General features: G+C 64.2%; 16 protein-coding genes and 1 tRNA gene. 11 read left to right on the top strand and 6 right to left on the bottom strand.

The genetic code is table 11. The annotated features are described in order from the left end of the window. Positions 1-27: 27 nt before the first annotated feature. Entirely contained in the window at positions 28-1,416 is a 1,389-nt protein-coding gene (locus tag ACS7SF_RS16345; protein ID WP_439890727.1) for an FAD-binding oxidoreductase, read from the bottom strand. Positions 1,417-1,688: 272 nt separating this feature from the next. Between ACS7SF_RS16345 and ACS7SF_RS16340 the strand changes: the two genes are divergently transcribed. After that, positions 1,689-1,946, top strand: a complete 258-nt coding sequence (locus tag ACS7SF_RS16340) for a DUF4242 domain-containing protein (RefSeq protein WP_426398132.1) — start codon at positions 1,689-1,691, stop codon at positions 1,944-1,946. Between the two features lie 154 nt (positions 1,947-2,100). Beyond that, entirely contained in the window at positions 2,101-5,088 is a 2,988-nt protein-coding gene (locus tag ACS7SF_RS16335; RefSeq protein WP_439890726.1) for an ATP-binding protein, read from the top strand. A 36-nt stretch (positions 5,089-5,124) separates the two neighbouring features. Here ACS7SF_RS16335 and ACS7SF_RS16330 read toward each other — a convergent pair whose 3' ends face one another. The 4 genes from ACS7SF_RS16330 to ACS7SF_RS16315 form a co-directional block, all read right to left on the bottom strand. Beyond that, positions 5,125-7,425 carry a molybdopterin cofactor-binding domain-containing protein gene (locus ACS7SF_RS16330; RefSeq protein ID WP_439890725.1) on the bottom strand — a complete coding sequence of 767 codons (2,301 nt, stop codon included), beginning with the start codon at positions 7,423-7,425 and terminating at the stop codon, positions 5,125-5,127. Then, positions 7,422-7,889, bottom strand: coding sequence for a (2Fe-2S)-binding protein (locus ACS7SF_RS16325; protein WP_439890724.1), 468 nt, complete (start codon positions 7,887-7,889; stop codon positions 7,422-7,424). The genes ACS7SF_RS16330 and ACS7SF_RS16325 overlap by 4 nt, the downstream gene beginning before the upstream one ends. A gap of 149 nt (positions 7,890-8,038) precedes the next feature. Continuing rightward, positions 8,039-8,129 (bottom strand) — tRNA-Ser (locus ACS7SF_RS16320). Positions 8,130-8,254: 125 nt separating this feature from the next. After that, positions 8,255-8,563, bottom strand: a complete 309-nt coding sequence (locus ACS7SF_RS16315; RefSeq protein WP_439890723.1) for a DUF7696 family protein — start codon at positions 8,561-8,563, stop codon at positions 8,255-8,257. Between the two features lie 786 nt (positions 8,564-9,349). Here ACS7SF_RS16315 and ACS7SF_RS16310 point away from each other — a divergent pair. From ACS7SF_RS16310 to ACS7SF_RS16270, 9 genes are all read left to right on the top strand, one after another. Beyond that, on the top strand, positions 9,350-10,912 hold the full coding sequence (locus ACS7SF_RS16310) for a methyl-accepting chemotaxis protein (RefSeq protein ID WP_439892782.1): 1,563 nt from the start codon (positions 9,350-9,352) through the stop codon (positions 10,910-10,912). Positions 10,913-11,233: 321 nt separating this feature from the next. Next, the gene (locus ACS7SF_RS16305) at positions 11,234-12,253 is read left to right on the top strand and encodes a hypothetical protein (protein ID WP_439890722.1); all 1,020 of its coding nucleotides are present in this window, start codon (positions 11,234-11,236) and stop codon (positions 12,251-12,253) included. Between the two features lie 4 nt (positions 12,254-12,257). Further along, positions 12,258-13,061 carry a DUF4239 domain-containing protein gene (locus ACS7SF_RS16300; RefSeq protein WP_439890721.1) on the top strand — a complete coding sequence of 268 codons (804 nt, stop codon included), beginning with the start codon at positions 12,258-12,260 and terminating at the stop codon, positions 13,059-13,061. A gap of 27 nt (positions 13,062-13,088) precedes the next feature. After that, complete coding sequence (locus ACS7SF_RS16295) at positions 13,089-13,241, top strand: hypothetical protein (RefSeq protein WP_439890720.1); 153 nt, start codon at positions 13,089-13,091, stop codon at positions 13,239-13,241. 457 nt (positions 13,242-13,698) lie between these two features. Continuing rightward, complete coding sequence (locus ACS7SF_RS16290) at positions 13,699-14,820, top strand: extracellular catalytic domain type 2 short-chain-length polyhydroxyalkanoate depolymerase (protein ID WP_439890719.1); 1,122 nt, start codon at positions 13,699-13,701, stop codon at positions 14,818-14,820. A gap of 38 nt (positions 14,821-14,858) precedes the next feature. Next, positions 14,859-15,407, top strand: coding sequence for a hypothetical protein (locus tag ACS7SF_RS16285; protein WP_439890718.1), 549 nt, complete (start codon positions 14,859-14,861; stop codon positions 15,405-15,407). Beyond that, positions 15,404-16,030, top strand: a complete 627-nt coding sequence (locus tag ACS7SF_RS16280) for a hypothetical protein (protein WP_439890717.1) — start codon at positions 15,404-15,406, stop codon at positions 16,028-16,030. The genes ACS7SF_RS16285 and ACS7SF_RS16280 overlap by 4 nt, the downstream gene beginning before the upstream one ends. A 138-nt stretch (positions 16,031-16,168) precedes the next feature. Then, positions 16,169-16,786 carry a hypothetical protein gene (locus tag ACS7SF_RS16275; RefSeq protein ID WP_439890716.1) on the top strand — a complete coding sequence of 206 codons (618 nt, stop codon included), beginning with the start codon at positions 16,169-16,171 and terminating at the stop codon, positions 16,784-16,786. 95 nt (positions 16,787-16,881) lie between these two features. Beyond that, on the top strand, positions 16,882-17,499 hold the full coding sequence (locus ACS7SF_RS16270; protein ID WP_439890715.1) for a hypothetical protein: 618 nt from the start codon (positions 16,882-16,884) through the stop codon (positions 17,497-17,499). Between the two features lie 331 nt (positions 17,500-17,830). Here ACS7SF_RS16270 and ACS7SF_RS16265 read toward each other — a convergent pair whose 3' ends face one another. Continuing rightward, entirely contained in the window at positions 17,831-19,561 is a 1,731-nt protein-coding gene (locus tag ACS7SF_RS16265) for a P-loop NTPase fold protein (RefSeq protein ID WP_439890714.1), read from the bottom strand. Between the last annotated feature and the right edge of the window lie 122 nt (positions 19,562-19,683).

Raw genomic sequence — 19,683 nt, 5'->3', positions numbered from 1 at the left:
GCTGGCAAGTGGCCAAGACTGACACCCTCACGATGCCGGCCTCACGTTCTGGTTGACCCGGAACAGGTTGCCCGGATCGTATCGGGCCTTGATCGCGGCCAGCCTGGCGTAGTTGTCGCGGTAGGTGGCCTGCACGCGCTCCTGCCCTTCGTCCATCATGAAGTTCACGTAGGCACCGCCTGCCGAATACGGATGCAGAGCATCCCAGTAGCCCTTGCACCAGTTGGTGATGCGCTCGCGCTGGGCTGGGTCGGGGTCAACGCCAACGATGACGGCAGCCCACTTCGAATCGCGGTAGGCGAACGGCGTTTCCTTGCGGCCCATGCGATGCACAGCAGCATCGATCGGATACAGGTGCATCGTCGAATGCATGGTCGGCAGTTGCGAACCGTGTGCCACATGCAGGGCGATGGCCTCTTCCGGCAGGTCGTTGACGAAGTCGGCGCGCCAGTACCACTGCAGGCCGGGCGGGTACAGCGCATCGAAGGCGCTTTGCAGCATCGGATAAGGCATGGTGCCGACGCCGTACAGCGCAGGCTGCTGTGCGCGCACCGGCGCGAACGCCTCTTCCGCCGCAGCAGGGTCGCCTGTGTAGCACCAGACGACGCCGCACATCTTCTGCAGATGCAGTTCCGGTGGGAACGGCGGTGCCGGCGGCACGGTGAGGAACGCGAAGAAGCCATTGAGTTCGGGCGGTGCCTTCGGCAGGAAGTCGCGATACCAGCGCAACACTTCCGCGGCTTGCTCCAGCGGCCACAGCGTGGGGCCCGCGATCACGTTGCTCAGCGCGTGCAGGCGGAACTCAAATGAGGTGACGACACCGAAATTGCCGCCACCACCACGCACCGCCCAGAACAGATCGTCATTGGCGTGCGCGCTGGCTGTCACGAAGCTGCCATCGGCGAGCACGACATCGACCGACAGCAGATTGTCGATCGTCAACCCAAAGCGCCGCGCCAGATGGCCAATGCCACCGCCGAGCGTCAGCCCGCCGACGCCGGTGGTGCTGATGATGCCGGCCGGCGTCGCCAGGCCGAAGGCGTGCGTCGCATGATCGACATCGCCCCAGGTGCAGCCGCCTTCCGCACGCACCGTGTGGGCGACTGGATCGACACAAATGCCGCGCAGGCGGGCCAGGTCGATCACCAGGCCGTCATCGCACACGCCCAGGCCGCCGCCGTTGTGCGCGCCGCCGCGCACAGCCAGCAGCAGATCGTGATCGCGCGCGAAGTTGACCGACGCCATCACGTCGGCCACGTCGGCACACTGCACGATGAATCGTGGCCGCTTGTCGATCATCGCGTTGTAGACACGGCGTGCCGCGTCATAGCCCGGATCGCCAGGCTCGATCAGCGCGCCACGCAACTGGGCGCGGAATGTGTCCACCGAGGTCTGCACCGTGGTGTCTTCGTTCATGTTGGTCTCCTCGGCAGGCGTGGCCGAACTGGTTCTGGCGATGTCCGCAGGGCGGTTTGAATTGCCCGCATCACAACCGCTTCAGGCTGGGAAACGGTGATGGAAGTCTAGGAAGCCGTCGTCGTCCGTTCTATCCGCCGCCTTGATCATTTTTTTGCGGACTGCGTGCGCGCCGCTGATAGTCAATACTGACTATTTGTTTTGCGGGATCTTCGGCCTTCAATGAAACGCAATGGCGGCATGGCCCGTCAACGCGTCAGGAGGGAAGACAAATGCCGCTATTCGTCATCGAACGCCAGTTCGCCGAGGCGTTGGAACTCCAAGCCGCAGGCGTGGCAAACGTGCAGAGGATCAACGCCGATGTGGGTGTGAACTGGGTCTTCTCCTTCCTCTCGGCCGACCGCAAGAAGACCTATTGCCTGTACGAAGCGCCGAGCGCCGAAGCCATCCGGCAGGCGGCACGCTTGGCCAATCTGCCTGCCGATGCAGTGATCGAGGTCACGCAAGTGCGCCCGGAGAGCTTTGCGTAACGTGCTGTCAACATGCCCTGTTGACATGCGCTGTACACGCTGCAACCGCCTGTGCCGGCCCGATGCGAGATTCTGCGACGGCTGCGGTGCGTCGCTCTCGCCTGCGTTTTCAACGCCGGATGACCGTGTCGGCAGCACCCTGAGTGCTGCGGCCATGGCACGCTTTGTCGGCCGCGAGCACGAGCTCGAGGTACTGGAGCGGTTGATGATGCAAGCGCAGGACGGCGCCGGCGGCATTGCGGCACTGGCCGGCGAACCCGGCATCGGCAAAACACGCACCGCCGAAATCGTCGCCGAACGGGCCGAACGGCGCGGTATGCGTGCGCTCTGGGGGCGCTGCAATGAAGAACCCGGCGCGCCGCCCTACTGGCCCTGGCAGCAATTGGTGCGAAGCTGGATCGCCTCGCACGACGAGGCCAGCATCCGCCAAGCACTCGCGGGCGGGGTCGCGCCGCTCGCGGAGATCGTGCCGGACCTTGCCGACCGGCTGCCCGATCCCGCACTTGGCCCTGCACTTGATCCACTACGCGACCGCGCCGTTGCCGCGCCAAGCACGGAAGTCGCGCAGGCGCGCTTCCGGTTGTTCGATGCCGTGAACACCTTCTGGCAGCGCGCGGCGCAACAATGCCCGCTGCTGCTGGTGCTCGACAACGTGCATTGGGCGGATGCGTCCTCGCTGCGGCTGCTCGAATTTCTTGCGCCCGACCTGTGCGGCAGCCGCATTCTGCTGCTCGTGACGTACCGCGACGTCGAGCTGTCGAGGCAGCACCCGCTGTCTGCCACGCTGGGCGAGCTGGCACGCCAGCCGCGCTTCGAACGCCTGCGCCTCGGCGGGCTGACCCATGCCGAGACGGCGGACATGATGCAGTTGGCCGGCGGCGCAGCCTTTGCGCCGGCGCTGGTCGATGCAATCCATGCGCAAACGGAAGGCAATCCCTTGTTCGTCGGAGAAATGACACGCCTGCTGGCGCAGGAAAGTTCATCGGGCGGCGCAGGCTGTGCGCTGCGCATTCCCGAGGGCATCAAGGAAGTCATCGGGCGCCGTTTGAACCGCTTGTCTGCGCGTGCGAACAAGGTGCTCACCGCAGCAGCCGTCATTGGCCGCGCCTTCGAGTTCCGCCTGCTGACCGCACTCGCAGACGATGTCGACGAAGACATCTGCAGCGCAGCCATCGACGAGGCCCTGCAGGCCCGTGTGGTCGAAGCCCTGCGCGAGCCCGGCCACTACCACTTCGCCCACGCCCTCTTCCGCGAGACGCTTTACGACGAGATCCCCGTGCCCCGGCGCAGCCGGCTTCACCTCAAGCTGGCGCGCGCCATCGAGATGATCCACGGCGACGATCCCGAGCCCCATCTGCCCGCGCTGGCCTACCACCACTGGGCAGCACTGCCCGGCGGAGATGCCGCGCTGGCCGTAGATTACGCGCAGCGCGCAGCGCGGCGTGCCGACCGCCAACTGGCACACGAGGAATCGGCACGCTACTGCCAGATGGCACTGCAGGCCATGGACGCCGGCAGCGGCATGTCGCGTGACATGCGCGAAACACACAATACGCACGCTATGCGCTGCAGTCTGCTCAATGCGCTTGGCACCGCGCACAGCCGTGCCGGCGACTGGCTCCAGGCCATGCAGACGTTCAAGGAGGCCGCACGCCTGAGCGTCGAATACGGCAATACACGGGAACTGGCAAACGCCGCGCTCGGCTTCGAAACGGCAAGCTGGAGCCCCGGGCTGCCTGGCGGCCCTGCAGCCGAGCTCCTGCGCGAGGCCCTCGCGGCCCAGGGCAGCGGCGACCCTGTGATGAGCGCCCGCCTGCTGAGCGCTCTGGCGCGCGCCCTCATCTTCAGTGGCGAGGAGGAGCAGGCAACCCGCGTGCATGAGCAGGCCATCGCGGTGGCGCGCAGGGCCGGTGATCCCGCAACGCTGGCCGACACGCTGGTCGCCACGGTGTCGCTGCGCTGGCAGCACGAGCGCATCGCCGAACGCATCGCCGCGTCGGACGAAGCCTACGAACTGGCTAGGCAGGCTGGCGACCCCATCCTGATGTGCGCGACGCGCGCCTGGCACCTCTTCGATGATTTTGAGCTCGGCGACATGGCGGCCTGGCGCGCGAATCTTGAGGAATACGAGCGCGGTGGAGAGACACTGCGCCTGCCGTTCGTCCATTACACCGCCAGCATGTCGCGCGCCATGCACGCACTGTTCGAAGGGCGCTTTGCCGATGCGGAGCGCCTGATACCGAGCGCTTACGAGATCGCGCGACGCATGCCCGGCATGGATACCGCGGGCGTCTACGGCGTTCAGATGTTCATGCTACGCCGCGAGCAGGGCCGGCTGCACGAGGTAGCGCCGCTGGTGGAGCATTTCGTTCAGCACACCAGCGCGATGGATATCTGGCAGCCCGGCATTGCCTTGATGCACGTCGAGCTTGGCCAACTGGAGGCGGCGCGCAAGAAGTTCGACGCACTCGCCAAGGACAACTTCCGCGCGATCGCACGCGACGGCGTCTGGGTGGCCAATCTCACCTATCTGGCCCTTGTCTGTCATGCCCTCGGCGATGCGGCCCGGGCGCCCACGCTCTACCGACTGCTTGCCCCCTTCAGCGGGCGCAACCTGGTGTTTGGCACCGCCATCGCGTCGTTCGGCGCAGCCGACGCGATACTCGGCGCATTGAGCACAACGATGGGCGACTGGCCGCAAGCGCAGCAGCACTTCGAGGCCGCGCTGGCCATGAACGAGCGCCAAGGTGCACGACCGGCGCTCGTGCGCACTCGCCTGGCCTTCGCCCAGATGCTTCTGCGCCGCGGCATGCCGGCCGATCTCGCGCGTGCCGATGCTTTGCTGCACGCGGCCGAAGCGGAGGCGGCGTTGCTCGGGATGGCCAGCTTGCCGGCATGCATCGACGCCACAAGGGCGTTGGCCAAGGCCACGGCGGTCGAGCATTACCCCGCAGGACTGAGCCGCCGCGAAGTCCAGGTGCTGCGCCTGGTCGCCCTGGGGAAGGGCAATCGCCAGATTGCCCGGGAGCTCTTCGTCAGCCCCAACACGGTGGCCAATCACGTGAGCAGCATCCTCGGCAAAACGCACAGCGCCAACCGAGCGGAGGCAGCGGCGTTTGCCATCCGGCACGCGCTGCTGTGAGTTCGACGCGACGCCGCTGCGGAAACTGTCAGACGATCAGACCATCGGCAACTGCCGCACCGGCTTGCCCGTTAACTGCGCAACAGCGTGCGCCACAGCTGGCGCGATCGGCGGCACACCAATCTCGCCCACGCCGCTGGGCTCGGCCGTGCTCGGCACGATGTGCGTTTCGATGATGGGCGTCTCGGCCATCTTCAGCATCGGGTAGTCGGGGAAGTTCGACTGCACGATCTGCCCATTCTTGATATCGATCCGCCCGTACAGCGCCGCCGTCAGGCCGAAGATGACCGCGCTCTCGATCTGCTGCGTGACGATCTGCGGGTTGACCACCGTGCCGCAATCCACCGCGCACACCACGCGATGCACACGCGGCTTGCCGTCCTTCATCGATACCTCCACCACTTGCGCCACGACGGAGCCAAAGCTCGGATGCAGCGCAATCCCACGCGCACGCGGTGCCCCATCGACGGCCGGAGCCAACGACTGGCCCCAACCGGCTGCCTGCGCCGCTGTGTCGAGCACCTTCAGCTCACGCGGATGCGCCTTCAGCAAGTCACGCCGCATCGCCAGTGGGTCGAGCTTAGCCGCGGCAGCCACATCGTTGAGGAAGCCCTCCATGAAGAACCCGTTGTACGAGTGGCCGACGCTGCGCCAGAACCCCACGGGAATCGGCAGGTCGACCGCCACATGCGCGATGTGCTCGTGTTCAATCTCGTACGGCAGGTCGAACAGCCCCTCAGCGGTGTAGCGGTCGATACCGGCCGAGGGCGCGCCGAACAGCCGGTCGAGCTCGCCGGCAAGAATGGATTGCCCGGCACTGCGCGACGCAATCGCCGTGATCTTGCCGTTCTCGACCCGCGCCTTGAGCCGCGCGATGGCGTGCGGGCGATAGAAGTCGTGGCGGACGTCTTCTTCGCGCGACCAGATCACCTGCACTGGTTTGCCTTCGGTCTTGGTGGCGATGGTCACGGCCTGACTGATGAAATCCGATTCCAGCCTGCGCCCGAATCCGCCGCCGATGAGCGGGATGTCGATATGGACCTTGTCGCCGCTCACGCCCGCCGCACGCGCGGCCACCAGTTGTGCCAGCGTGGCGACCTGCGTAGGCGCCCAGAGGTGCACGCCGTCCTGCGTCACCTGCGCCGTGCAGTTGATCGGCTCCATGGTGGCGTGCGCGAGATACGGCGCGGTGTATTCGGCCTCCACGAGGGTCGCACCGTCGGCCTTGTCGAATGCCTTCAGGCCGTCCCCCATGGACCGATACGTGAAGCCGCCCTTGTCACTGTCGAGCGCGCTGACGAGTTGCTGCCGGATGCCTGCGGAATCGAGCGTGGCATGCGGGCCGTTGTCCCACACCGGCTCAACCGCTGCGAGCGCCTCGCGCGCCTGCCAGTAGTGGTCAGCCACGACGGCCACGCCGGGCGAACCTCCCGCAGCGCCATCAAACGGCACCACATAGCGCACACCCGGCATGCCGAGCGCCGCTTTCGATTGAAACGTCTTCAGCTTGCCGCCAAACACCGGGCACATGACCACAGCCGCATAGAGCATGTCGGGCAGACGCGTGTCGATGGAAAAGCGCGCGCTGCCATCGGTTTTCGAGACCACATCGTTGCGCGGTGCGGGCTTGCCGATCAGCTGGTATTGCGAAGCGGGCTTGAGCGTGACCTTAGAAGGCGCGGAGATTCCTCGCGCCGTCTTCGCCATACCGCCAAACGTGGCCTGCTTGCCACCGGGGCCGATCAGTTGGCCGTCTTTGATGCTTACCTGCGCTGCGGGCACATTCCATTCGCGCGCAGCCGCTTCCACCAGCGCAGCACGCGCCGTGGCGGCCGCTTCGCGTACCGGCTCCCAACCGTCGGCCACGCTGCTGCTGCCACCGGTGATGATGAGACCGATCTCACGTGCGCTCTTGGCCATGATCCAGTGCAGGGCGCGCGCCCAGGCCCTATCGGCGCTATCCGGATGCAGTGGCAGCGAGCTGTCGCCCATGGCGACGACGTTGCCGTAGATGCGCTCCACCGGCGAGCTTTCGATGCTCACACGCGCGAGCGGAATATCGAGTTCTTCCGCCGCCAGCATCGACAGCGCAGTGTGAATGCCCTGCCCCATCTCCACGCGCGGCATCGCCAGCACGACGTTGCCTTCGGGCGTGATCTTGATCCAGCCGTTCAGCGCGATCTCGCCGTTGTGTTCGGGAAAGACGGCCGTGTCGCCCACGCGACTGCGCGGCGGCATCACGCCCCAACCCACCACCAGCGCACCGCCAATGCCCAGGGCCCCCAACAAAAAGCGGCGACGCCCACGACTCCGGAGCTTGCTTGCCTTCGCGTTCATTTCTGCCCCTCCCGCAACGCCTTGGCGGCACGTTTGATGGCGACGCGCACGCGCGGGTAGGTGCCGCAGCGGCAGATGTTCGTCATGGCGGCATCGATATCGGCGTCACTCGGGTCTGGCACGCGGCTCAGCAGGTCAGCGGCGGCCATGAGCATGCCGGATTGGCAGTAGCCGCATTGCGGCACCTGCTCGTCAATCCAGGCCTGCTGCAGTGCGTGCCGTTTACCGTCGCCACCGGCCAGCCCTTCGATGGTGGTGATGTGCTTGCCAGCCACAGCCGCCACGGGTAGCACGCACGACCGTACGGCCGCCCCGTCTAGATGGACGGTGCACGCGCCGCACGCCGCCACGCCACAGCCGAACTTGGTACCGGTGAGGTTCAGGTGATCCCGCAGCACCCACAACAGCGGCGTGGCCGGGTCGCAGTCGACGCTGACCGAGCGGTGGTTGACGTCCAGATCCATGGGGCGGTGGTCTCCTAGCCAGTTGTGATTTTTTGCCGGCCAAGCGTACGTTCAAACGCCTGGGGGCGGCAATAGTGGTCCACCTCGACACGGCAACGGCCCAGAACGCAAAAAGGCCCGAGCACTTGCATGCTCGGGCCTTGGATTCCTGGCGGAGAGAGGGGGATTCGAACCCCCGATAGGCTATTAACCTATACACGCTTTCCAGGCGTGCGACTTAAACCACTCATCCATCTCTCCGGAAGCCCGCGATTGTAGCACATCGTACGGACTCGCCAAGTCTCCTTCTTTAGCAAAAGGCCCCGCCTTGCTGGCAGAGCCTTTTCTGTACCCCGGCCAACGCATCGGCGGGCATCTGTTTTCGTTCAATGCAGCGTCCCGCTGACCTCAGCCATCTGCATGGCAGCCTCTTCCATGCGCGATTGCAGGGTCTCCATGACCGTCGCGCGGATCGACTCGGCCTTCATCAGCAGGCGCAGCGCGATGTCGGCGCCACGGCTGGCGGCCACATGCTCGACGAAGGCGATACGTGCGCGTTCGTTGAGTGTGGCGACGTGCGCGGCTTCAGACCACACCTGCCATGCGGCAGGCTGACCCACAAACTGCTCGCGGCGGCGCAGCAGATCCGAATCGATGGCAGCAGCAATTTCGACGTCTTGAATGGTGCGGTTCATGGCAGTCCCCCTTCTGTCTGTGTGCGGCGCCCTGTGCCGGGCGGGTGCGATCGGATTAACGCAACCCCCATGCCAGTTTTCAAGTGCACGCATTCGGATTGTTTTGTCTGCACGTCGCCCTATCACAAGCTGTTTGAAACGTAGGGTGGGCGGGCATTTACGGGTGCCGCCCCCACATCGGTGGGGTGCGAATTCCTCATCTGAAAAATGCATGCAACGCGGTCGCCTGCGGTTCGTTACGCCGCGCGTTACGTAACGCGCGCTCGGTTGGTTGTGCTACGCGACAGTGGCAGCAGACGAAACTCGGTTGTCATTCTCTTTAGCCTCCCTTTGCGCGCAACTAAAATGCCGGCCACTTCAATACCTGCACAAGACTACGCACCGCATGCAGCTAGAGAAAATACTGAAATCTGATTTTCAATACCTTGAATTCGGTAGAAATACGTTTGCGAATCGCACCTTACATAACGCATCACACGATTCGGAACCACGGCGCCAAGCCTTGCCACAAAAAGTTTTACACGCGAAACAAACCCTCCCATCGCATTAAGTAAAAATGCGGATAAGGCGTGTTATTCAGGATTTTCTTTTCAATGCCGATAACCCCGTGGAGACCGAAAAATGCGACTTGGGAAAATCGGTCTTCCTGTTGTCGAATTCGCCTCTTCCGCAGTCCGCAGCACCTTGCGCATCACCACCGTGGTGACCCCCCGTCATTCTGGCGCCTCGGTACGTAGCCACTTCCATTCTTTCTGCAAACCGGAGGACGCTGTGAACCTATCCCAGATGACCATCAAGGCCAAGCTGACCATGGGCTTTGGCGTGCTGGCCGCCATCGTGATCGTGGTGTCAGGCGTGTCGCTGCGGGCCCTGTCCGAATCCACCGAGGGCTTCTCGAACTACGTGCATGGCATCAGCGCCCGCGCCGACGTCGCCAACGACGTGCGTACGGCGGTGGACCGCCGCGCCATTGCCGCACGCAACCTGGTGCTGGTGGTCACGCAACAAGACCTGGATCTGGAAAAAGCCGAGGTCCTTCGCGCGCACGACGACGTGCAGGCCAAGCTCAAGCAACTCAAAGAGCGGATTGCCGGTGCCAAGGACGTCAGCGAGCGCGCCCGCGCGCTGGTAAATGACATCGACAGCGTGGAAGCCAGATACGGCCCCGTGGCCACCAACATCGTCGGGCTGGCACTGGCCGGCAAGCGCGATGAGGCCATCCAGAAAATGGACAATGAGTGCCGCCCGCTGCTGGCCGCCCTGATCAAGGCCACCGATGCCTACGCCGCGTACACGCACGAGCGCCAGGAGCAGCTCGTGCAGGCGTACGAAGCCCAATACGTCATGCAGCGCAACCTGCTGACCGGCCTGTCGATCGGCGCGGTGTTGCTGGCGGTGATTGCGGGCGTGATCATCACCCGCTCGATCACGCAGCCGATCCGCACCGCGGTGGATGTCGCCAGGACAGTGGCGCGTGGCGATCTGAGCAGCCACATCCACGTGCAAGGCAAGGACGAAACGAGCCACCTGCTCTCTGCCCTGCGCGACATGAACGGCCGCCTGACCGAGATCGTCGGCAAGGTGCGCGACAGCAGCGGCAGCGTCGCCGGTGCAGCCCAGCAGATCGCCGCCGGCAACGCCGACCTGAGCCAGCGCACCGAAGCGCAGGCATCTTCACTGCAAGAGACGGCCGCCAGCATGGAAGAGCTGACCTCCACCGTGAAGCAGAACGCCGAGAACGCCCAGCACGCCACCTCACTGGCCTCCACCGCATCGGACGTCGCGCTCAAGGGCAGCACGGTGGTCAACCAGGTCGTGTCGACCATGCAGGACATCAGCGACCGCTCCAGCAAGATCGCCGACATCACCGGCATCATCGAGGGCATCGCGTTCCAGACCAACATCCTCGCGCTCAATGCCGCAGTGGAAGCCGCGCGCGCGGGTGAACAGGGCCGTGGTTTCGCGGTGGTCGCCAGCGAGGTGCGCAGCTTGGCGCAGCGTTCGTCCACGGCGGCCAAGGAGATCAAGGAGTTGATTGCCTCGTCGGTGGAGCGCATTCACGATGGCTCCACGCTGGCCGGCGAAGCGGGCGAGACGATGACCGAGGTCACGCAAGCCGTGGCCCGCGTCACGCACATCATGGAAGAGATCGCCGCTGCGTCGGTCGAGCAGAAGCGCGGCATCGAACAGGTCAACCAGGCGATCTCGCAAATGGACGAAGTCACCCAACGCAATGCGGCGCTGGTGGAGGAAGCGGCCGCCGCCTCGCAGTCATTGCAGGATCAGGGGCAGGAATTGAACGCAGCCGTGTCGTTCTTCCGCATCAGCCCGCAGGCCGCGCACGCCTGATCCGATTTTCCCAGCCGCCATCTCTAAGCCGTCATCTCCATGCCGTCTTTAAGCCCGCCGCCGAAAGGCCGCGGGCTTTTTCTGCTTTCTGTCCTGTGTCTTTCGTTAGGCCGTTGTCCGTGACTTCCGCTGCATTGGCGGACGTGCACGCGCGACGCACAGTGAACTTGCCCCGATCCCTACCCATGACGGAGCAAGCCCGGGCCGCGCACGGCCCGCTCTGCCGACGAAGGTCACCATGCGACCCAACACCCCACACCTGCGGCACCGGCCGCCTTGCGCCGTCATACCGCGCATGCCACATACCGGCGGGAGGCCAGCATGATCCCGCTCGCCCTCATGCAGTGGCTGCGCCCGCGTGCGGTATCGCACAAGGTGCCGGTCACCGCCCTGGCGGAACAGTTGCGCGAAGAATGCGAAGCCATGGCCCGCTACGCCCTGCACCATGGGCTGCCGGTGGCGCCGGAGCTGATCGCCCAACTCGGTAGCCTGATCGACCGGCAGATGCCGGGGCACGCCACACCGCATGCCACACCACACCACGCGCTGGCGGCCATCCACCGCAAGCTCGCGGCGGCCATCGCACCGGCCACACCGCAGGCCGTCACGCTGCTCGACGCGCAACATCGCAGCGACCACCCACTCGCGTGGCTCGGGCCCGTGCCGCTGATCCGGCTGCTGACCAGTGCCGCAATCGTCTTCCTGATCGCAGTCATTGCCACCGGCATGTCGCCCGATGTGTCGAGCGCGAATATCGACCGGGGCTTCCTGCAGTCCGACGGCACACGCCTGCTGTGGAACACCCTGTTCCTGCTGTTTTGCGCGGGGCTGGGGGCGTCGTTTGCGACGCTGTTCCAGGCGCACCGCTATGTGGCGGCCTCCACCTACGACCCCAAGTACGACGCCTCGTACGGCGCGCGGTTGATCCTCGGCCTGATTGCGGGGCTGATCCTGGTGGAGATGCTGCCCGCGCAGCTGTTCGACCGCGGCAGCATGCACAACTTCGGCAAACCGGCGCTGGCCATGCTGGGCGGTTTCTCCGCCACGGCCGTGCACCGATTGCTGCAACGGCTGGTGGACGCGCTCGAAACCCTCGTGCGCGGCGATCGCGCTGCCGATGCGGATGCCGCCATGCAGGCCTACCGCGCCCGTGCCGCCAGCGAACGCACGCAGTGGCAGAGCGAACTCGCCGCCAACCTGATCGACCTGCAGCAGTCGCTCGACAACACCGCCTCGCCCGAGGCCATGCGCCAGCGGCTTGCCGATTTCACGCGCGCCATGCTGGCCGCCAGCGACCCAAGCGCTTCCACTTCCCGAGACCAATGGCAACCCAAGGAGTGACCCCATGCTGTTCCTGTACAACATTCCGGCCTGGGCGATGGGCGCGGTGATCGTCTTCGTCACGCTTGCGGTCGCGCTGGGCGGCTATGCGCTGTTCCGCCGCTGCTTCCCGATCGTGCTCGACGCCGAGCAGCGCAGCATGACGGTGGCGATGATGGCGGCGGTCACGACCATCAACTCGCTGCTGGTGGCGTTCTCGGCCATCTCGGTCTGGGGCGCCTACCAGGCCGCCGCCGACATCGTGGCGGCCGAAGCTGCCTGCGCCACCGAACTCGCGCATGACCTCTCGGCGTTCTCGCACCCGAGCGCCTCAGCCGCACGGCGCGAACTGATCGTCTATCTCGAACGCGTTGCCCATGACGAGTGGCCCAGCATGCAACAGCGGGCACGTCCGGACGATGGCGCCGAAGCCGCATTCGACCGCATGTTTGCCACCGTCAACCGCGTTACACCGAGCGACGATCGCGAACGCGTCCTGCTGATCGAAGTGCTGGGCCGCGTCAACGAGATGGTGAAGTACCGCGAGAAACGTCTGCAGAACCTTGACGCCGCCATGCCCGGCACGCTCTGGGGCGTGATGCTCATTGCGAGTGGCCTGTCGCTACTGCTGCTCTATGCGTTACCCGCCACGCGCTTTCACGTTGCCCTGGTGACAGTGTGGGGCGTCACACTCGGCCTGGCGTTCTTCTTCGTGCTGGCGGTAGACCGGCCCTTTGCGGGGGAAGTCAGCGTGAGCGCGGCCCCCATCGAGCGGGCCATCCAGGTGCTCTCGGAAGACGAGGGGCTGATGGCACCCCGGCCCCAGTAGCGCCCCGCGCATGCGCCTGCGAACAGCATGGACGACGATCCGGAGGCCACGAATGCCCGAGAAACTTGCATGAATGAAGGTCTGAGGTCCATTGATGCTGCAAAAAGCGGCATCAACGGGGGAGCTGAGACCCGTGAACGCATAAAAAAGCAGCATGAACGGGTGGCCGAGACCCATTAATGCTCAAAAAAGCAGCATTAACGGAAGTCCAAGTCCCATGAATGCATAAAAAAGCAGCATGCATGGAGGTCTGAGGTCCGTGAACGCCGCAAAAAGCAGCATCTACGGGAGTTTGAGACCCGATGGCGGCTCTTTGGGAAGCAACGCCAACAACGCCACTGGGCCGCGACCTTCGCGGGGACAGACAAGACTCAGTCCACCGCTTGCCTGAACGGCACGCGCCCCCGCTTTGATTGCTCTGCACGTGCACGCCCATGCTGCCCACAGCGACGGTCCGCCCCAGCGTGCCGTCGCTGTTTTTTTGGGCGGTCACGTGATGCGTCATAGAACGCCGTCCCTGTCATCCCCCCTATTCAAGCGCGGTGCGCGCCTGCCTACGCTGCATCCACAGCAACACGTTCCCCAACGTTCCCCAACGTTCACCCACGTTCGACACACAACCGACCAGGAGCCCAGGATGCACCCCACGGTAGAACACGCAACCCGCAAGACTGACTCGCACCACGATCGCCGGCGCGCACGCGCGTGGTTGAACCGGACCGCCTGCATTGCCGCCGTCGCTGCATTGCTGACCAGCCTGTCGGATGCCGATGCCGCGTCCCCCGCCACACTTGGCGCATACGGCGCCGACCTGAAGCGCGTGTCGGTATCGGGCCTGTCTTCCGGCGGCTTCATGACCGCGCAGTTCGACGTGGCGTATTCGGGTGAGCTGATCGGCGCCGGCATCGTCGCTGGCGGGCCGTACCACTGCGCCGGGCTGTCGGACCTTGTCCCGCCCTTCACCGCTGCCACCACGCTCTGCATGCAGCCCGTGGGCGATGCTCCCTCTGCCGACGACGCCTGGCGCGATGCGCAAGCCTTCGCCAAGCTCGACCTGATCGACGACCCGGCCAACCTGCGCAAGCAGCGCATCTACGTGTTCAGCGGCGCCAAGGACAGCGTGGTGGCTACGAAGGTGGTCGACCAAACCGCCCGCTTCTATGAAGTGGCCGGCGTGCCTGATACGCAGGTCAGCTACCGCAAGCACCCGGATGCCGGCCACGCGTTCGTGACCGACCGGCCGCAAGACATCGCGTGCGCCGCCAACCGCAGCCCCAACATCAACAACTGCGGCTTCAAGCAATCGCACGACATCGTGCGCTGGATCTACGGCACGGCCGACGCACCGCTCAACCCGCCTGCCGAAGTGGCGCACGGCAAGGTACTCACCTTCGACCAGGCGCCGTTCGACAAGACGCACCGCGCATCGCTGCTCAAGAGCGGCTACGTGTACGTGCCTGCTGCATGCGAGGCCGGCGGCTGCGCCGTCCACGTGGTCTTCCACGGCTGCACGCAAAGCGCGCAGACCATCGGCGAGCGCGTGGTGCGCGACGTCGGCTACAACGAGATCGCCGACACCAATCGCCTCATCGTGCTGTATCCGCAGGTGGCCAAGTCTTCCGCCAACCCGCTCGGCTGCTGGGATTTCTGGGGCTACACAAGCGCCGACCCGGATCGCCCCGACTTCTACACGCGCCAGGCGCCGCAGATGGCTGCCGTGATGCAGATGATCCAGCGCCTGGGTCAAGCGCGCCCGTAAGTCCCTCGCCTCCACGAACCTCTTGCCAGAAGACGCCCATGCTCGCCAACCTGATCTCTCAGTTGCAGGCCGCCCAGCGCGACGCACTGCAACGCTGGACCCACGCCGTCGCCGATGCGGCCACCCGCTCCCCGCTGCCCGCAGCAGACCTTGATGCCTGGCGCGGCCTGACCCTGGCTGCCCTGCAGGCCGGCCAGCACTACTCGACTGCGTGGCACTCGACGCTTGATGCCGGCTGGCGCGAGCAGCGCGATCGCCTGGCGCTCGATGGCTCGGCCGATGCGCTGCGTGCGTTCGCCACCCTGCATGCCGATCTCGCCGCCCGCGCCGGTGAGGCCCGCGCCAAGCACACCAGTGCGATGGCCGCATCCGCTGCGCAGTACCTGCAGGACCTAAACCAGGCACGCGACGCCACCGACATCGCCCTGGCCCTCACGCGCCTGACCACAGACAGCCAGGCCCACAGCCGCGAACACGGCATGCAGCTCGCCATGCTCGCCAGTGGTCTGCAACCGGCACTCACGCAGTGGACCGAGCGCGCGCTGTCGCCCGCTCGCACGACCAGCACCCCGGAGGCCGCGTCATGAACATCCACCTGCGCTTCATCAACCGCTCCAACGATTGCGGCAACAGCGAGGTCGTGCTGTTCCAGCGCAACGTTGTGCCTGATCTGGAAGAACTGGCGATCGCCTGGAAAGTCATCCGCTTCTGCGGGCGCGATTGCCAGCATCCGTTCGTGTTCTCGACCGAGCTGGAGGTCTCACTGGGCGATGAGCACGGCAACTTCTCGCCGCGCGTGGCGGCACACCCCGGGGATCGGCTGCTGGTCACGCCGCACCCGACCGGACGTGGCCGGCTTGTTCACGGCGCGGTGGAGCACGGCACCAGCAGCGCTGACATCCAGGTCGTCAATCGCCTGGGCCGGGGTGCGGTCAACGTCAACGCATTCAGCGCCGGCAAGTTGCTGGCCGCCAAGGTGGCCGTGGCGCCGGGGCAAAAGGCGGAGTTCCGCTTCACGCCATCGCTCTGGATTGGCGTGGCCTCGGGCATTGAAGAAGGCCGATCGCTGAACGCGGCGGTGCTGTCGTCCACCAACACGCTGCTGCAACTGGCAGGCATTGCCGCCGCCGACATCGTGATGCGCGGCGGAGGCAGCGGCACCGGTGCACAGCCCTTCAGCTTCGCGCTGGAAAACATCCAGCACCTATAGCGCCACCCCAGCACCACCCCAGCACCACCCCGACCCATTGTTTGACGACCTGTCCATCGGAAAACCGGGCAGGCCGGAGGCAAGGTGCGCGGCAAACCGATTGCCGCTTGTTCGACTCTCTCGACTCAGGAGCCCGAAGTGGATATCCAACTGAACTTCATCAACCGTTCCAACGATGCCAACAATTCCAGCATCGTGATCTTCCAGAAAAACGTCGCCACCGACTTCGACGAACTGGCCATCGCCTGGAAAGTCATCCGCAACTGCGGCCAGGGCGACAACCACCCGTTTAAGTTCCCGATGACGATGTCCGTGAGTGCCAGCGACAGCTACGGCAACTACATGCCGCAGCAGCTCGCCACCAACGGTCAGGTCTTCCAGGTGGTGCGCTCCACCTCGGGCGACGTGCTGCAGCTTTCCACCGACGCGGGCAACAGCTCGGAAGTGCAGGTGCGCAATGATCTGCCGAGCGGTGCCGCCAACGCGACCATCTACAAGGACGGCAGCGCGCTGGCGATCAAGACGTCGATCGCTCCGGGCCAGAAGGCAGTGTTCCAGTTCAAGCCGACCATCTGGATTGGTGTGGCGTCGCAGATCGAGCAAGGTCAGCTGCTGAATTCGGCCGTCATCTCCGACATCAACACCGAGCTGTCGCTGCTGGGCATCGCCAGCGCCGACATCGTGCTCACCGGCGGCGGCCCGGGCCCGAAATCGCAGCCGTTCACGTTCCGACTGGAAAACGTGGTGATGGCGTAAGCGCCCCCGGCGCCCTCCCCACTGCCCCCGATGGCGGCGCCACGCGTGCCGCCCCGGGTCACCCTACTCACCTCACCCTCATCCCCCGAGCTGCCATGGACATCAAACTCAACTTCATCAACCTGTCGAACGACAGCAACAACAGCCAGGTCGTGCTGTTCCAGAAGAACGTCTCGACCGATTTCGACGAGCTCGCGATCGCCTGGAAAGTCATCACCAACTGCGGCCGTGGAGACAACCATCCGTTCGTCTTCCCGATGCAGACGGCCGTGAGCGCCAGCGACGCTGACGGCAACTTCATGCCGCGCAAGGTGGCCGAGAACGGCCAGATGTTCAGCGTCACGCGCGCAGCCTCGGGCAACGTACTGGCACTGTCCGGCCGTTCGCCCAGTTCGCGCGAGATCCAGTTGCGCAACGACTTGCGTACCGGCGCCATCACCGCTTCGGTGTTCAAGGACAACCGCCTGCTCGCCCACAAGACCGGCATCGTGCCCGGCCAGAAAGCCGTGTTCCAGTTCAAACCCACGCTGTGGATCGGCACTGCCTCGCAGATCGAGCAAGGTGCGGTGATGAACTCCGCCGTCCTGTCGGACATCAACACCGAACTGTCGCTGCTGGGCATCGCCAGCGCCGACATCGTGATGACGGGCGGTGGCAGCGGCACCTCGGCCACACCGTATGTGTTCCGACTGGCCAATGTTGTGATGGGCTGACGGGAGTGGTCAGCCCCAGGGCCGGAGCCCCACGTTTCGGCCCGCCCTTTGCCGGCTCGTCGGGAGCCGGTTTTTTTGGGTTCATCGCCCATCTTGTGGGGAATGCCCCAAAGCGCCGGCTTCCGGCGACTGCAACTGGCTGTAGTCGGCCCATACCCGACATCGGCAGTACGGGTTTAGGCGCCCAGAAGCTGACGCTCGTACAGTCGAGCAACGAGGGAGATGTCGCCGCAGGCCCGTGCTCCCGATGGAGGTTGGCTGCCCCTTAGAGGGCCGGGGACAGTCGCCCTGGTACCGCTGCGTTGCAGTCAACCGCTGTCTACCCCTGGGGCTAGGCTTCAGTTTCCCCCTCGGCCAAAAGCGCTGGAACCTTGCTCTCTGCGAACAACTCCCGCAACAACCGTCCGAAACGGCTCTCTTTCTCGGCTCTGACGATGCGCCGGCATGCTTCCAAGAAATTCATTCCAGCCTGACCGAAGTGTTTCTCGTACATTTCGTGCTGCTCGAGAATGTCCAAACTTTTGAGTACAAAAAGCTTGAAATCACGACCTTTCAACGTGCGCATCGCAGTCTCGAAATCGTCGATCGTAGCCGCTCTCATCGCCGCTTCTTCCCGATGGCCCCATCCGTCGCTCTCAAGAAGGTGCTTGATGGCATCGACGACGGTCGCACTGTGAATTCGAGCATCGCGCGCATCGTCGATTGCTGCCTTAAGTTTTGGGTGTAGCGGCTTACGGAAAGGTAATTCCCCGAATTCGGCCTTGTCGGCGATGGTCGCGAAGTGAGCCAGCCAACCATCAATCAAAGCCTCTTCAAGTTTGGCACCGTCCGGTAGATCGGCCATTCGTTTTCCGAGCGCCGTGACAGTGTAGGCGTCAAGGTCGCCGACTCTGGCGATAAGCTTGACCGCATCAGCTACGAGATCGTCGTCGCAGTCTGCGATGTACCAATCGAAGCGCTCAAAGAATGCGTACGCGAGATTTCTAGACTCAGTGCGATTCTCATTGTGTTGGTAGCCTTGGACGATGGCTTCGATCGCCTTTGCGTCGTGCCTTCCGTCGCGAACGAAGGCGACAACCAGTTCCTCAAATTCGTCCGAAGAATTGATCCCTAGCTTTGACAGCAGAATTTTCCATGCGGCCGGTGTCGAGTCTTCGGCTTTCTCCTTTGACGCATCGCCTTCCTGCCTGCGGTAGCGCCTCACAAGGTCGCTAGGACCTCGGTTGTAGCCTGCGACATACTCCAAAGTCGGCCCGTCCTTGATGGCTTTATTTGCAAGAGCAGAAATGAGCACAATCGAGGGAACAGTTCGTGCCTGTATGGCGAGAGACATGTCCCCCGTCGTACCGAGGAGCCGAACCACAAGACGGTAAGCCTGACGGATGACCCGGATATTGGTGATCCCGCACGCGTCCACCGCAGTCCTGGCCGTCGCGCGGTAAGGGCTATTCAAGTTCGGAACCGCGATGTCAAATGCCTCCCCAGGTGTCGGCGTGAAACGAAGCTCTTCTTCGACCACCTTCTCTCGGAACGCCGCCCAGAGCGCGCTGTCGGCGGGCGCGGAGAACTGGTCCGAATTGAGAATTAAGAGGAATCGCGTACCAAAATTCTGAGAGTATTCGTTGACGAAGCCTAGGACCTCGTCAACTGACAACGAGGCGTGCTTGCGCTCGATGTCGTCGATGACTACGAATCGGTTGCGCAAGGCAACAGGGACTGCTACCAGCGCAAGCTCGTCGAGCGCCGAAAACCCCTCGTGGACCTTCTTCAAGGCGTTGACGCTAGCCTTCCAAGTCTTCATCAGACCTTCTGTCAACGAGCTGCTCTCACCGCCTACTGGGAGCGCGCTTTGGACCACCTTGAGCTTGAGCTGATTGATATCTTTCAAGCCAAAGAGGGACACGTAGCGCGCGCCTTCGACAATCGGGTCCTGCGACTCTTTGCGAATCTTGTTCCAGAGGTGGGTTTTGCCGGTGCCCCATGCGCCTGTCAGCGCGATGACTTTTAGGTCAGCGTTGTCGATGAGCGAGATCAACTGCGTTTTAGATTGTTCGATCGTCATTTGCTTTATTCGGTGCTGAATCCGGCAGACGGTCCCGCCAGTACGACGTTTGGGTTGTATCACTGGCGCACTCGACCAGCCATCTGCTGTGAAGATTGTTCGAGATTCGAGGAGAACGCGTT

It is taken from the genome of Ralstonia sp. 25C, assembly GCF_051904805.1.
GTDB lineage: Bacteria > Pseudomonadota > Gammaproteobacteria > Burkholderiales > Burkholderiaceae > Ralstonia.
The sequence above is the reverse complement of the archived record's forward strand: the minus strand, read 5'-3'. Positions and strand labels throughout refer to the sequence as shown.

Bases quoted from the DNA above. Each gene is read 5' to 3' on its own strand.
- ACS7SF_RS16285 (WP_439890718.1), top strand. From the start codon at position 14,859: ATGCTCGCCAACCTGATCTCTCAGTTGCAGGCCGCCCAGCGCGACGCA.
- ACS7SF_RS16290 (WP_439890719.1), top strand. From the start codon at position 13,699: ATGCACCCCACGGTAGAACACGCAACCCGCAAGACTGACTCGCACCAC.
- ACS7SF_RS16330 (WP_439890725.1), bottom strand. From the start codon at position 7,425: ATGAACGCGAAGGCAAGCAAGCTCCGGAGTCGTGGGCGTCGCCGCTTT.
- ACS7SF_RS16300 (WP_439890721.1), top strand. From the start codon at position 12,258: ATGCTGTTCCTGTACAACATTCCGGCCTGGGCGATGGGCGCGGTGATC.
- ACS7SF_RS16270 (WP_439890715.1), top strand. From the start codon at position 16,882: ATGGACATCAAACTCAACTTCATCAACCTGTCGAACGACAGCAACAAC.
- ACS7SF_RS16265 (WP_439890714.1), bottom strand. From the start codon at position 19,561: ATGACGATCGAACAATCTAAAACGCAGTTGATCTCGCTCATCGACAAC.
- ACS7SF_RS16335 (WP_439890726.1), top strand. From the start codon at position 2,101: ATGGCACGCTTTGTCGGCCGCGAGCACGAGCTCGAGGTACTGGAGCGG.
- ACS7SF_RS16315 (WP_439890723.1), bottom strand. From the start codon at position 8,563: ATGAACCGCACCATTCAAGACGTCGAAATTGCTGCTGCCATCGATTCG.
- ACS7SF_RS16295 (WP_439890720.1), top strand. From the start codon at position 13,089: ATGGACGACGATCCGGAGGCCACGAATGCCCGAGAAACTTGCATGAAT.
- ACS7SF_RS16305 (WP_439890722.1), top strand. From the start codon at position 11,234: ATGATCCCGCTCGCCCTCATGCAGTGGCTGCGCCCGCGTGCGGTATCG.
- ACS7SF_RS16345 (WP_439890727.1), bottom strand. From the start codon at position 1,416: ATGAACGAAGACACCACGGTGCAGACCTCGGTGGACACATTCCGCGCC.
- ACS7SF_RS16280 (WP_439890717.1), top strand. From the start codon at position 15,404: ATGAACATCCACCTGCGCTTCATCAACCGCTCCAACGATTGCGGCAAC.
- ACS7SF_RS16325 (WP_439890724.1), bottom strand. From the start codon at position 7,889: ATGGATCTGGACGTCAACCACCGCTCGGTCAGCGTCGACTGCGACCCG.
- ACS7SF_RS16340 (WP_426398132.1), top strand. From the start codon at position 1,689: ATGCCGCTATTCGTCATCGAACGCCAGTTCGCCGAGGCGTTGGAACTC.
- ACS7SF_RS16310 (WP_439892782.1), top strand. From the start codon at position 9,350: ATGACCATCAAGGCCAAGCTGACCATGGGCTTTGGCGTGCTGGCCGCC.